16 protein-coding genes are annotated in these 12,724 nt (G+C 38.5%); 12 read left to right on the forward strand and 4 right to left on the reverse strand.

Features of this window, described 5'->3' with window-relative positions; genetic code table 11:
- Positions 1-5: 5 nt before the first annotated feature.
- The 3 genes from JOC74_RS01495 to JOC74_RS01505 all read right to left on the reverse strand — a co-directional run bounded on the left by JOC74_RS01495 (position 6) and on the right by JOC74_RS01505 (position 2,500).
- A complete protein-coding gene (locus JOC74_RS01495) occupies positions 6-461 on the reverse strand; it encodes a YkyB family protein (RefSeq protein ID WP_053602630.1) in 456 nt (151 codons plus the stop codon).
- 134 nt (positions 462-595) lie between these two features.
- On the reverse strand, positions 596-1,885 hold the full coding sequence (locus JOC74_RS01500; protein WP_053602631.1) for a Mef(A)/Tet(V) family efflux MFS transporter: 1,290 nt from the start codon (positions 1,883-1,885) through the stop codon (positions 596-598).
- 117 nt (positions 1,886-2,002) lie between these two features.
- Entirely contained in the window at positions 2,003-2,500 is a 498-nt protein-coding gene (locus tag JOC74_RS01505; protein ID WP_211086026.1) for a L,D-transpeptidase family protein, read from the reverse strand.
- A 258-nt stretch (positions 2,501-2,758) separates the two neighbouring features.
- On the opposite strand from JOC74_RS01505, the gene JOC74_RS01510 reads away from it, so the two are divergent.
- The 12 genes from JOC74_RS01510 (at position 2,759) to JOC74_RS01565 (ending at position 11,622) form a co-directional block, all read left to right on the forward strand.
- Positions 2,759-3,979, forward strand: a complete 1,221-nt coding sequence (locus tag JOC74_RS01510) for an EAL-associated domain-containing protein (protein ID WP_053602632.1) — start codon at positions 2,759-2,761, stop codon at positions 3,977-3,979.
- A gap of 324 nt (positions 3,980-4,303) precedes the next feature.
- A complete protein-coding gene (locus JOC74_RS01515) occupies positions 4,304-4,546 on the forward strand; it encodes a YkuJ family protein (protein ID WP_053602633.1) in 243 nt (80 codons plus the stop codon).
- Positions 4,547-4,633: 87 nt separating this feature from the next.
- Entirely contained in the window at positions 4,634-5,152 is a 519-nt protein-coding gene (locus JOC74_RS01520) for a ribonuclease H-like YkuK family protein (RefSeq protein WP_053602634.1), read from the forward strand.
- 112 nt (positions 5,153-5,264) lie between these two features.
- On the forward strand, positions 5,265-5,456 hold the full coding sequence (abbA, locus tag JOC74_RS01525) for an antirepressor AbbA (RefSeq protein WP_053602635.1): 192 nt from the start codon (positions 5,265-5,267) through the stop codon (positions 5,454-5,456).
- A gap of 162 nt (positions 5,457-5,618) precedes the next feature.
- Entirely contained in the window at positions 5,619-6,062 is a 444-nt protein-coding gene (gene cbpB / locus JOC74_RS01530) for a cyclic-di-AMP-binding protein CbpB (protein WP_053602636.1), read from the forward strand.
- 114 nt (positions 6,063-6,176) lie between these two features.
- Positions 6,177-7,061 (forward strand): transcriptional regulator CcpC, encoded by an 885-nt coding sequence (ccpC, locus tag JOC74_RS01535; RefSeq protein ID WP_053602637.1) that lies wholly within the window; start codon positions 6,177-6,179, stop codon positions 7,059-7,061.
- Positions 7,062-7,151: 90 nt separating this feature from the next.
- Positions 7,152-7,862, forward strand: a complete 711-nt coding sequence (gene dapD, locus JOC74_RS01540) for a 2,3,4,5-tetrahydropyridine-2,6-dicarboxylate N-acetyltransferase (protein ID WP_053602638.1) — start codon at positions 7,152-7,154, stop codon at positions 7,860-7,862.
- Between the two features lie 99 nt (positions 7,863-7,961).
- On the forward strand, positions 7,962-9,089 hold the full coding sequence (locus JOC74_RS01545) for an N-acetyldiaminopimelate deacetylase (RefSeq protein ID WP_053602639.1): 1,128 nt from the start codon (positions 7,962-7,964) through the stop codon (positions 9,087-9,089).
- A gap of 60 nt (positions 9,090-9,149) precedes the next feature.
- Positions 9,150-9,398 (forward strand): YkuS family protein, encoded by a 249-nt coding sequence (locus JOC74_RS01550; protein WP_053602640.1) that lies wholly within the window; start codon positions 9,150-9,152, stop codon positions 9,396-9,398.
- 235 nt (positions 9,399-9,633) lie between these two features.
- A complete protein-coding gene (gene ahpA / locus JOC74_RS01555) occupies positions 9,634-10,176 on the forward strand; it encodes a biofilm-specific peroxidase AhpA (RefSeq protein WP_053602641.1) in 543 nt (180 codons plus the stop codon).
- 109 nt (positions 10,177-10,285) lie between these two features.
- Entirely contained in the window at positions 10,286-10,732 is a 447-nt protein-coding gene (locus JOC74_RS01560; protein ID WP_053602642.1) for a TlpA family protein disulfide reductase, read from the forward strand.
- A 329-nt stretch (positions 10,733-11,061) separates the two neighbouring features.
- Positions 11,062-11,622 (forward strand): Rok-like winged helix domain-containing protein, encoded by a 561-nt coding sequence (locus JOC74_RS01565; protein ID WP_053602643.1) that lies wholly within the window; start codon positions 11,062-11,064, stop codon positions 11,620-11,622.
- Positions 11,623-11,696: 74 nt separating this feature from the next.
- Here the strand turns inward: JOC74_RS01565 and JOC74_RS01570 are convergent, their stop codons facing one another.
- Entirely contained in the window at positions 11,697-12,656 is a 960-nt protein-coding gene (locus tag JOC74_RS01570) for a hypothetical protein (protein ID WP_053602644.1), read from the reverse strand.
- Between the last annotated feature and the right edge of the window lie 68 nt (positions 12,657-12,724).

The following is a 12,724-nucleotide window of genomic DNA, read 5'->3' on the forward strand; positions in this document are numbered from 1 at the left end:
TAAAATTAAAAATAGCTTTCACCGAGCTTTTTAAATACCGGTTTTGTCTGTTTCCTAGTTGTAGAAACAGGCTTGTCCTTAATTCCTACATAATCCTGCAGAAGATTTTTCGCTTGAATTAAAGGCATATGTGCTTTGGGATTTCGGTAAGATTCATTCAATGTCCCTAAATGCGGAAGTTTTTCGAAGTCTTCTTTAGTGGGAGGCATGTGAAAATAGTAGTCACCGAGTGCAATCAATACATCAGATTGCTGCTGGCTGTATTTTGGGTTTCTGGAAAAATGAAGTCCTAATTTTTTGCATTTTCCTTCTTTGACAAGCTTTTGAAGCGCTCGCTTTTTTAAAAAATATAAAAATTTGGGGTTTGGAGCAGTTTTCGCATGCCGATTGACAATATAAATTGCTTTTGAAAGATTTTCAACTGTCGGCTGCATTTTATTAGCTCTGGAATGGTCGTCCATAGTACCTCTCCTTGTTCTATTAAATATGATTTGATCTCCATTATACAAGCAGATAAAAAGAATGTAAATTTAGTGAAAATGCGTTTTTCAATAAAGAAAAACGCATTTTCATGGTTAAACCTTAGAATTTCCCTTTATAAAACCTTTTTCTTCCCTTTGGCCGAATGAAGTGCGCTGTTTATATCGATTTCCTTGGCTTCCGCGCTGAATTTCGGCAGCTTGAAAAAATAGAAGACGAATACACAAAGTATGACAGTTGCCATACCGTAATAGATATAATCGATGTTTTGAATCACATGCGGAAATAATATAGCGATTAATCCGAGGGTCAAAGATTGGGCAAACATCGTCAAAGGATCCACCCATCCACTTACACGGCCCATTAATCGAGGGTGAACAATTTTAGGCATCCATCCTCCGATAGCGATGTTGATCGGTCCGATGCACATTCCGATTGTAAATACGGCTGCATAATAAATCGTCAGTTCGTTGGTATAGCCAAGCAAATAGATTAAGACAGAAGCTATAAAAATAGGGACTGACATTAAATGATAAGGCTTTACTTTTTTGCTAAGAATTGATCCGAGCAGGCTTCCCGCAAGCAAGCCTATTCCGAGAAAAATTGCAAAAAACGAAGCATGCGTTTCGTAATTGTCTGGTGACAGCTCATATTTCATTGTAAACATTGGAAGCACTGCGAATCCGCCGTTCACGAATCCAAAGACAAAGAATCCAAAAACCAGCGAGGCAAGCAGTTTATTTTTTAAAATATAGGTAAGCCCTTCTTTAAAATCCCGCATAGAGGATTTTAAGCTAATGCTTTTCCAATTTGCTTTCCCGTTCGGCAGTCTGGCCTCAACGGGGATTTTGCATGCTCTGATTAAAAGGCCGGACGAAATAAAGCTGATAAAATCGATGGCAATCGCGCCTTCAAGTCCTATCGTTTTATACATCAAAGCTCCGAGACCAACGCCAAAAACCATAAACATACTAAAAAGCATTTGGTTTAAACCAGCAGCTTTCGCATATTGCTCCTTTTTTAAAATGGCTTGTACAAGGCTCGCTTCTGCAGGATAGAAAAACTTTGTGACTGCGCTCCTCGTAAAAAGAATAAAAAACGTAAGCGGAATTGATTCGGTTAGAATAGATAGGAATAATAAAACTGTTAACCCTGCTCTGATCCAATCGCAATTTTCAGCTATTTTTTTGCGGTCAAAACGATCTGCTACAACACCCACAATTAAAAAAACAAAAATAGTGGGCAAAGAATACATTAGCTCCGCAGTAGTAGCATAGCCCGGCTGGTTGCTGAAACGGTCCAGCAAATAAAAGGCAAAAGCCATGTTCCCAACTGTTGTGCCCATTTGTGAGGCAAAAGCAGCAAAGAACAGCCGGACAAAATTGCGGTTTTTAAATATATCCATGAACACGCTCCTTTAAAAAATTTCCTATTACATCATATGATATCTTTGGTGGTAATCAAAGGAATTTTTTTATTCCGCATAAAATCTACTCGGTTCAAGTCGAACGTCTCGTAAACCTTAACTCCTTATCGAGACACGGGTTCCGTTCGGAATAATCGAAGCAAGCTCTACAACATCTTGATTATACATCCTAACACACCCTTTTGAAACAGCTTTTCCAATTGACGAAGGATTATTCGTTCCATGAATTCCGTAATGCAGCTTGGATAAACTGAGCCAATACGCGCCAAAAGGACCGCCTGGATTCGGCTCTCTGTTAACGACAACAAAATCACCGCTCGGTGTTGCCGTGAGGATTTTTCCGACGGCAATCGGATAGGTTTTCATTAATCTTCCGGAGTGATAAAGCTGCAATATTTTTTGATCTAAATGAATGATGACGTGATAGGGAATCGTTGCAGGGTTTCTTATTCCTGGAATCACAATCGTTGTACCTGCTATGATCTGATTTGGTTTCAGCCCTGGGTTTGCTGCCATTAGTGACGGAACGGACATCCTGAAATCCATCGCAATACTTCCGATCGTTTCGTTCGGCTTCACTTGATAATACAGCACCAGATCACTCCTTTACTCACTGTCACCCTAGAATTGGACGGTCGGTGTATGACATTCGTTTCAAATTTTTATCCCGAATTAACGGGCTTTTTTTAGTCTCTTGGTCTTAAAAAAGCTCTCATTTACGATATGTTTAGTCGATGTAAAATGTTAGTTTTCATTTAGTAAGTTGCAAACCCTTTTTGCTGGTGTGATAATCTTTGATGCCCTGCTGAATATGATATAATCAGAGCAAGAAACAAAAGCAGGTGATCAAATATGTTGGATCCTTTGGATATTTTGACGAATATGGATGCTGTCCGCCCTCATTATCAACCAATCTTCAGCGCGGATGAACAAAAAATAATAGGCTATGAAATCTTTGGGAGGATTGTGATCGATTCCGAAATTAAAAGTTTGGGACCGTTTTTCTTAGATCCTACGATTCCTGAAGAATATAAAATGGAAGTCGATGAAAAAATTCTAAAAAATGCTTTAGAAAACTTTCTTACAGCTGATCCTGATCTGCTGGTTTTTATTAATCAGGATGCAAATATATTAATGCTTGACCATGGAGAAGCGTTTTTGGCCATTCTTAAGGAATTTGAAGAAAGAGGTCTTTCTCTTGAAAGGATTGTCATTGAAATTACAGAGCATAATTTTACGGGAGATATTGAACAGCTGTACCACATGCTCATGTATTATAAAACTTGCGGAATAAAAATAGCAGTGGATAACATTGGCAAGGAAAACAGCAACCTTGACAGAATTGCCTTGCTCTCTCCCGATTTATTAAAAATCGATCTCCAGGCGTTGAAACTGTCATCCCCTTCGCCGACCTATGAATACGTCCTGTATACTATTGCCTTGTTGGCCAGGAAAATAGGAGCCACTTTGCTGTTTGAGGATATCGAAGCCAATTTCCAGCTGCAATATGCCTGGAGAAATGGAGGTCGCTACTTTCAAGGATATTACTTACAGCGTCCCGGCGAAGAATTTATTGATCGAAGCATGCTCAAGGAACGGCTGCAAAATGAATTTAATCAATTTATCACCCACGAAAAGAGAAAGCTTGAAACCGTACATGATTATTCTGAGCAGTTCTATAAACGAGTCCATCAGAACGTTACTGCCTTTAAAAAAACAAGCCAATCAAATGATGATCTTATTGTAAAGCTTGCCGAATCTCTGACAGATTGCACTTTTAGAATTTATATGTGTAATGAAAATGGCTTTCAACTCACCGCAAATGTTCTGAAAAAAGGAGAAGAATGGATTTTGCAATCCGAATATAAAATGAAAAATTGGAGCTGGAGACCTTATTTTCTTGAAAATATCTTAAAAATGAATCACTTGAAAAAAGGCGTTCTTAGCGATTTATACAGCGATATTGAAACAGGAGAAATGATACGAACATACTCTTATCCTGTTGATGAAAATGTGTATCTGTTTATCGATCTGCCTTATTCGCATTTGTATGAACAAGAAGGACTTATATAATTATTGATATTAAGCGGCACTCGTCCGCTTTTTCTTCTTGCGAGAGAACAAAAGGAATAGGACAGCCATTCATTAAATAAACCTTAGTATAGGTTTAAATATCGAACGGATGGTCATCCTATTAAAGGAAATGTTATTCATTTTTTCTAAGATGGCAATAAAATGCTTACCTTTCAAGACACAAAATCCTTCTTTTTTTTCAATCAACAATTACGTGAAAAATGTAATCAGAGCTCACTTTATGGTATGATGCGTGTAGAGCTTGATGACCAACAAAAATTTGTTTGTCAAAAAGCTGTCTTTTGAAAGGAGTCATTATAAAAAATGTCACAGTTAATGGGTATTATTACAAGGCTGCAAAGCTTACAAGAATCAGCGGAGGCGGCAAATGAACCGACGCAAAGATACTTTGAAGTCGAAGGCGAAAAAGTTTGCAGTGTAAAATATTTCGAAAAAAATCAAACATTTGAGCTTACGGTATACGTTAAAGGAGAAAAACCAAATACGTTCCCTTTTGATAATATTGATATGATTTCGATTGAAATATTTGAACTGCTTCAGCAATAGCGTCTGAAAAACTACCGCATGAACTACTGATAAACGGACGATCCGATCTCTTAGATTCTTCTGAATGAGTTCTAAAAGGAGTGGCTTATGAGAAATTCCTTGAGATTTTATAACCTATCCGAAGATCAAATGTCGATGCAGGATGTCATTCACAGGCTGAAATCATTCATCTTGAGGGATCCACGGTCGGCGTATGTACTGTCCATAGGAACGGATTCACAAGTCCATCAGGAGTATACAAAATTTATTACAGCGGTACATCTCCATCGAATAGGAAGAGGTGCATGGGGATGCTTGAAACATACTGTTATTAAAAGGCCAATACATAGCCTCAGGGAAAAAATTTCATTGGAAACTGCCTACAGCCAAGAGATAACGGCTATTTTTCTCGAGAAATATTTTGAAGAGATCACGGACCTCCTTCTCCCTTTTACGGGGGAAGGAGCGGATCTCACTCTAGAAGTCCATTTGGATGTAGGAAAAAAAGGCCAGACGAAAGAACTTATTCAAGAGATGACAGGCAGGATAACTGCCATGGGAATAGAAGCAAAGATTAAGCCAGACTCATATACTGCGTTTAGCTATGCAAATCGTTATACGAAATAGTACTTAGTTTGAATAATTAGCCGTTGATGTCGAATCGTGCGTTTGACGAAGGTATAAGTATTTTATATCTTTAACTTGTTATAAATGAATACCATCTGGGAGGCTTTATTCGATGAATAATTCTGTCAAAGGATTAACCGCAGACGAACAAAAACTTCTAATTGATGTCCTTTTTGCAAACGAATACGCACTTGAGCTGTTAAGCAGCGAACTTTACGACATTGAAACGGGTACGAAAGACGTAGATGAAACAACCTATAAGAAACTGGTTACTTTATATGACAGGGTACGTTTTAACAACTAGAGAGTATAAGGTAGGAGGAGATACTCAATTATAGAGTATCTTTTTTAAATTAAGCCGGAGGATCTTGGGGAAAGAATTCGACAAATTCACCTATGGTTTAAATTATATTAGAATAGGGAAAAGAGCTTTAGATTATGATGAATTAAAGGGGACGGAGCAAACATGATTCATTTACAGTCAGAAGAGCTTTTACATAAGACGATAGAAAACTTTATGATTGAATCTGACAAAGTAGCCCATGTTCAAATCGGCAATAATTTGGAGCATGCCCTTCTTGTATTAACTAAAACGGGGTATACGGCTATACCGGTGCTGGATCCGATGTACCGGCTGCATGGCCTTATTGGCACAAACATGATTATGGATAAGATTATCGGCCTCAAAAGAATTGAATACGAAAAACTTGATCAAATACCTGTTGAACAGGCGATGAAGACCGATATTCCGAGATTAAAAATCAATGATCCTCTGCTTAAAGGCCTAGGAATGGTCGTTGATCATGGGTTTGTATGCGTAGAAAATGAAGAACAGCTTTTTGCAGGAATTTTTACTAGAAGAACGATTTTGAAACAATTAAATAAAGTCATTCGTAATTTTAACAAATAGGCTGGAATTCCCAGTCTGTTTTTTTGCCTTCTTCCATTTAGTAAAAACTCTTGATTATGAAATAATGGATTGATTAGAATATAGGATAAGAAAAACTTATGATGAGGGATGAATGTGCAGCTCTATGAACTTCAAATGCTTGTCGTATTAGCGGAAGAACGAAATATGAGAAAAGCGTCTGAAAGATTGTTTGTCTCCCAGCCTGCTTTATCCCAGCGGCTTCAATCGATAGAGAAATCGTGGGGCGTTCAGATCTTTCTGCGCTCACAAAAGGGATTGACCGTAACTTCTGCTGGAGAAAAAATCATCCAATTCGCAAATGACGTGACTAAAGAAAAAGAAAAGGTGAAAGAGAGCATTGAAGAGCTTGAAGGAGAGATATATGGAACTCTAAAGCTTGCTGCTGCTTCGATTATTGGGCAGCACTGGCTGCCAGGAATTTTAAAATCCTATATCAAAAGATTTCCGAAAGCTAAGGTTTCCCTTTTAACTGGATGGAGCAGTGAAATGGTACGTGCGTTGTACGATGACCAGGTTCATATCGGCATCATTAGGGGCAATCCTGAATGGAAAGGGGAAAAAAGGTATTTGATGACGGATTATTTGTATTTGGCTGACACGGAAATCGATTGTATTGAAGACCTTGCCAAAACAGAACGTCCGTTTATTCAATTTAAAAGCGACAGCACCTACTATCAAGAAATCCAGCATTGGTGGTATCAAAAATTTAAAACCTCGCCAAAGCAAACGATTATCGTTGATCAAATTGAAACGTGCAAGCAAATGGCTTATCACGGAATAGGGTATGCCATATTGCCATCTGTTACGTTGAATGAAAAAGATGAAACAGAAATAAATAAAATACCCCTATTAGATTTGAAAGGGAATCCGATCGGAAGAGACACTTGGCTGCTTGGCTATGAGTCGACATTTCAATTAAAGCAGGTGGAGGCTTTTGTTTCTGTCGTAGAGGAAAAGATGAAAGACTCTGGTTCGTAACGATCTGCTGTTTTTTCTTATGCTTGTTTTTAAGGAAAGCCTTTGATACAGTAATGAAGTAGAAAATTAGTGGCAGGAGGTACATACATAATGAAAATGATGGATGCAAATGAAATTATTTCATTTATTCAAAATAGTACAAAATCAACTCCAGTTAAGGTTTACGTAAAAGGCAGCCTTGAGGGAATCGATTTTGGAAAAAACTCAAAAACATTTTTGACAGATAATACAGGAGTGGTTTTTGGGGAATGGCAGGAGATTGCAGCTGCGATTGAAGCCAATAAAGAGAAAATTGAAGATTATGAAGTAGAAAATGATCGCCGCAACTCTGCGATACCGCTGCTGGATCTGAAGGATGTAAAAGCACGGATCGAGCCTGGCGCAATCATTCGTGATCAGGTAGAAATTGGCGACAATGCGGTCATTATGATGGGAGCTTCGATCAATATCGGCTCAGTCATCGGTGAAGGAACAATGATTGATATGAACGTCGTGCTTGGAGGAAGAGCGACAGTAGGGAAAAACTGTCACATTGGCGCCGGTTCAGTTCTTGCAGGTGTCATTGAACCGCCATCAGCAAAGCCTGTCGTGGTTGAAGATGATGTCGTAATTGGCGCAAATGCAGTTGTTCTTGAAGGGGTTACTGTCGGCAAGGGTGCTGTAGTTGCCGCCGGAGCGATTGTCGTTAACGATGTAGAACCTTATACTGTTGTAGCGGGAACGCCTGCTAAAAAGATTAAGGATATAGACGAACAGACAAAAGGCAAAACAGAAATCAAACAAGAGCTTCGCCAGCTGTAACTGTATATTTCCAAGACGTGAATGCTTCATTCACGTCTTATTTACTATCACGAGAAAATCAAACGTTTTATCTTTATGGAAAGATATGGAGTTGAAGATATGGACACTGAGCAATTAATCGCGATTCGCAGGGATCTGCATAAAATCCCTGAAATTGGCTTTCAGGAGTTTGAGACCCAAAAATATATTCTTAATATTTTGTCTCGCTATCCATCTGAAAGGGTAGAAATAAAAACATGGAAAACGGGCATTTTCGTGAAAATAGCCGGGACAAGTCCAAAGAAAGTAATTGGTTATCGTGCAGATATGGACGGACTTTCAATTACGGAAGAAACCAGCTATGATTTCTCCTCAATTCACGAAGGAAAAATGCATGCATGCGGACATGACTTACATATGACCATTGCGTTAGGCTTGGTTGATTGGTTTGTGGGAAACCCTGTGAAAGATGATCTTCTCTTTTTGTTTCAGCCTGCTGAAGAGGGACCTGGCGGAGCTAAGCCTATGCTTGACAGCAAGGTGATGGAGGAGTGGAAGCCGGATATGATTATGGCTCTTCACATTGCTCCCGAGCTTCCTGTAGGGACGATAGCGACAAGAAGCGGATTATTGTTCGCAAACACATCCGAGCTTGTCATAGATTTTAATGGAAAGGGAGGGCATGCAGCCTTTCCGCATCTTTCGCAAGATATGGTAGTGGCAGCGAGCTCTTTTGTGACCCAACTGCAATCCATCATTTCAAGAAATGTTGACCCTTTGGACAGTGCGGTAATTACCATTGGTACAATCAGAGGAGGATCAGCTCAAAACATTATCGCCGAAAAAGCCAGGCTTGAAGGGACAATCCGTACCCTGTCCGTTCCAGCAATGGCAGAAGTGAAAAAAAGGATAGAGACAATGGCAAAAGGGACTGGAATATCGTATCAATGCGATGTGAACGTAAGTTATCCAGCCGCATATCGGCAGGTATTCAATGATGACCAATACGTTCGCGACTTTATGTCTTTTGTTTCAGATGAAGGACTGGCTGACGTACGGGTTTGTGCTCCCGCAATGACAGGTGAGGATTTTGGTTATATGGTGGAGCAGATTCCTGGGTTTATGTTCTGGCTGGGAGTTGATTCATCCTATGGACTTCACCATTCCAAGCTGAAGCCTGACGAAAGAGCGATAGAAAATGCTGTGGATATCGTCAAACAATATTTATCAAGGACTGCGAATAATTGAGAATCACACAGTAATAAAATCCATTCAATTGAGGCATCTTATGTAGTGGAGGTGGTAACAATGAATGGAAAAATAGGAATTGAAGAGTCTCTATCTGATGTAGAAAATGCCCTTAAAGAAAAAGGTTACGATGTGATTACTTTGAAGGCCATGGAAGATGCTAAAGGGTGTGACTGCTGCGTAGTGACAGGTTTGGATTCAAATATGCTCGGAGTTTCCAACGTGGTCATCGAAGGCTCTGTTATCGAAGCGTCAGGACTGACTGCCGATGAGATTTGCCAGATAGTAGAACAAAAAATACAACATTAATTAACAGCTGGTGCATATCCTGCGCCGGCTGTTATTCTAAAGTGCAGATTATTTGTTTACATGGAGAAAAACATGGTATGCTTTTTTAAAAGATGGTCGAACTATCGATCTTATTTACATTTATTATTAGCTGATATTGACTAAAAATCAGGTCAGGTTTATAATTTGTTTGTAAATGAGTATACGAACAGGTGTAACTTTAAAAAGCTAAATTATAAAATTGGAGGGAATTTAAATGGCTGAGCGTTTTGTAGGTAAACAAGCTCCTCGTTTTGAGATGGAGGCAGTGCTTGCGAACAAGGAATTCGGGAAAGTAAGTTTAGAAGAAAACATGAAAAATGATAAATGGACAGTATTATTCTTTTATCCAATGGACTTTACTTTCGTATGTCCAACTGAAATTACAGCAATGTCTGATCGCTATGATGAGTTTGAAGATCTTGATGCAGAAGTGATCGGTGTTTCTACAGATACGATTCATACTCACCTTGCTTGGATCAATACAGACCGCAAAGAAAACGGCCTGGGAGACTTAAGGTATCCTCTTGCAGCTGATACAAATCACGCTGTATCAAGAGATTACGGTGTATTGATTGAAGAAGAAGGGGTTGCCTTGCGCGGATTGTATATTATCAACCCTGAAGGTGAGCTTCAATACCAAACTGTGTTCCATAACAACATTGGCCGCGATGTTGATGAGACTTTACGTGTACTTCAAGCTCTTCAAACTGGAGGACTTTGCCCGGCAAACTGGAAACCAGGACAAGCTACTCTTTAATTCTTCAAATCACATCTTTCAGAAGATCAAGCTATGAAAGGTCTAACACATGTTAGGCCTTTTATATCGCATGAAAAGTTTATCTTTTGTATTTTAGGAGGGATTTTTAATGAAATTGCGTCAGCCTATGCCGGAATTAACCGGTGCAACAGAATGGCTAAACGGTCATGTTGAAAAAGAAGATTTAGTTGGAGAAAAACCAACGTTAATCCACTTTTGGTCTGTGAGCTGTCACTTATGTAAAGAAGCAATGCCTCAAGTCAATGAATTTCGTGATCAATATAAAGATAAATTGAATGTCGTTGCGGTTCATATGCCTCGTTCTGAAGATGATCTTGATATTGAAAAAATTAAACAGGTTGCCGGTGACCATGACATCAGCCAGCCAATTTTTGTTGACAGCGGCCATAAACTCACCGATTCATTTGAAAATGAATACGTGCCAGCCTATTATGTATTTGATAAGACAGGCCAGCTTCGCCATTTTCAAGCCGGGGGAAGCGGAATGAAAATGTTGGAAAAACGTGTGAATCGTGTTTTAAGTGAAACCGAATAAAATAAAACTACTTTAGTAAAACCCTGTCGTAAATTGGCGGGGTTTGTTGTATTTTAGCAATAAAAACCATTTGGGAAATTCTATACCTTTTTACTTGATATATTTTAGTAGGATGGTAAAATCAACATAACGAAAGTATCATTTCCGCCTATGTGCTAATTACATAATTACTGTTTTAGAATTAATGAATTTATTTCCGTAACTAAATTGATAAAATAGTAATAAATGCATAGAGGAAATTAATTTATTTGATGATATAATATCCTGTGATCATTAAGTAATCAAAATATCATTAATAAAAGATTTTATCTTGTGAGGGGGTAATATAATTGTTTAATGAAAGAGAAGCATTAAGACTTCGCTTAGAACAGCTAAATGAAGCTGAAGTAAAAGTTATTCGCGAATATCAAATTGAGCGTGATAAAATTTATGCTAAGCTTAGAGAGTTAGACGGCATTCCAGCTCCAAAGCTGCAGGACTACACGAAAGAAAGCGAATCCAATAGAAAAACGGAATCGCTTCCAGTTTTGGCAGAGCTAGCGGCTCAAGAAATGAAAAGCTACCATCAGCCGCAAGAGCAAAAAGAGGTGCAAACTCAAGAGGCTTCATCCCAGCTGCCTGAAAGGATCTCGAGAAGAAGAAGAGGTACAGCAAGACCTGGATCAAAAGCCGCCAAACTAAGAGAAGCAGCTATTAAAACGCTTAAACGACACAATGCTGCCATTAAAAGCTCTGAGCTGCAAAAAGAAATCGAAAAAGAAAGCGGTTTGGAAATTCCAAATATGACGACCTTCATGCAAAGCCTGATAAAAATGTATCCTGAGGTTAAAAAACCTTATCGCGGACAATACATTTTAGAAGGCGACATTCCTGAAGAAAGCGAAGCATAATAAAAAAGCTTGAGTTCCTCAAGCTTTTTATTATGCTTCGCACATGGATGGCCGTAATATTAAGTTGTTAGCCATTAATGCTTGTCGGTAGGGTTCTTTTTTTTCTCGATTTTATAGATGAATTTTTTACTAAGTCTTGAATCAGCTTCTTCCTTCCATTCTTCAATTTTTCCGTTCATTTTTTCACTTTCATTTTCAACAAGGTTCACACGCAGCTTTAATTCAGTGATTTTTTCACTAACATCTTTTAGAAGGTGCTCAATTTGAGAGGAACTGTCGATGGTCTGCTCCTGTTCCTTTTTCATTTCTGATGATTCTTGAACAGGGCGAGATTCGATATCGGCAAAATGGGAGGAAATCCAAGCGTCACTTTCATCAAGCTGCCTTTTATACGCAAGCAGGGTTTCGTAAAAGATTGATTCTTTCGATTTTTCTAGCTCTACCACTCGTTTTTTCGTATCGGACATTTGCATTCCGAGCAGTTCTACCTCTTTTGAAATGTATTTTAAGTGCAAAGCTTTTTCGCGAATTTGGGTGACTAACGAATGATTAAGCTGTTTTAATTCGTTAATTTGCTTCTCGCCGGCTTTTCTGGCGCTTTTTTCCTCAACATATAATATCTCATTATTCTCTATAAACCTTTGCAAATATTGTTTCTCTTCAAGAAGCTTAATATTTTTTAAGTGCAGCTGATGTTTTTCGTCGATATCTTTTTTTCTGTTAAAGGTCTCATTTTGCAAAAGGTCATGCAAAGTTACAATTTTTTCTAAAAGAGAGTGCTTCGCTTTTTCCATTGTTTCTTTATAATTTTCAGCATTCTTATCTTTTCTGTTTAACTTTTCTAGTTCGGACGTTAGTTGGAGCAGCTGAGACTGCAATGTATCATTTTCATCTTTCAGCCGCACATTCTTCTGGTGAAAATAGCTCGCTTCTAATTCATGCAATAAACTATGGCATCTGGCAATCTCTGATTTTAAATACAAATTTTCTTGGGCAAGATCGTGAAAAAATGGAGAAGAGTTATTATTTTTCATGAAAACAGCCCCCTTATCGTCGTTAATTAAAAACTATGCGTCACTTTCAGTTGCCATGACAGTTCAGT

It is taken from the genome of Bacillus capparidis (assembly GCF_017832095.1).
Lineage (GTDB): Bacteria > Bacillota > Bacilli > Bacillales > Bacillaceae > Bacillus > Bacillus gobiensis.

Bases quoted from the DNA above. Each gene is read 5' to 3' on its own strand.
- JOC74_RS01495 (WP_053602630.1), bottom strand. From the start codon at position 461: ATGGACGACCATTCCAGAGCTAATAAAATGCAGCCGACAGTTGAAAAT.
- JOC74_RS01500 (WP_053602631.1), bottom strand. From the start codon at position 1,885: ATGGATATATTTAAAAACCGCAATTTTGTCCGGCTGTTCTTTGCTGCT.
- JOC74_RS01510 (WP_053602632.1), top strand. From the start codon at position 2,759: ATGTTGGATCCTTTGGATATTTTGACGAATATGGATGCTGTCCGCCCT.
- JOC74_RS01515 (WP_053602633.1), top strand. From the start codon at position 4,304: ATGTCACAGTTAATGGGTATTATTACAAGGCTGCAAAGCTTACAAGAA.
- JOC74_RS01520 (WP_053602634.1), top strand. From the start codon at position 4,634: ATGAGAAATTCCTTGAGATTTTATAACCTATCCGAAGATCAAATGTCG.
- abbA (WP_053602635.1), top strand. From the start codon at position 5,265: ATGAATAATTCTGTCAAAGGATTAACCGCAGACGAACAAAAACTTCTA.
- cbpB (WP_053602636.1), top strand. From the start codon at position 5,619: ATGATTCATTTACAGTCAGAAGAGCTTTTACATAAGACGATAGAAAAC.
- dapD (WP_053602638.1), top strand. From the start codon at position 7,152: ATGAAAATGATGGATGCAAATGAAATTATTTCATTTATTCAAAATAGT.
- JOC74_RS01545 (WP_053602639.1), top strand. From the start codon at position 7,962: ATGGACACTGAGCAATTAATCGCGATTCGCAGGGATCTGCATAAAATC.
- JOC74_RS01550 (WP_053602640.1), top strand. From the start codon at position 9,150: ATGAATGGAAAAATAGGAATTGAAGAGTCTCTATCTGATGTAGAAAAT.
- ahpA (WP_053602641.1), top strand. From the start codon at position 9,634: ATGGCTGAGCGTTTTGTAGGTAAACAAGCTCCTCGTTTTGAGATGGAG.
- JOC74_RS01560 (WP_053602642.1), top strand. From the start codon at position 10,286: ATGAAATTGCGTCAGCCTATGCCGGAATTAACCGGTGCAACAGAATGG.
- JOC74_RS01570 (WP_053602644.1), bottom strand. From the start codon at position 12,656: ATGAAAAATAATAACTCTTCTCCATTTTTTCACGATCTTGCCCAAGAA.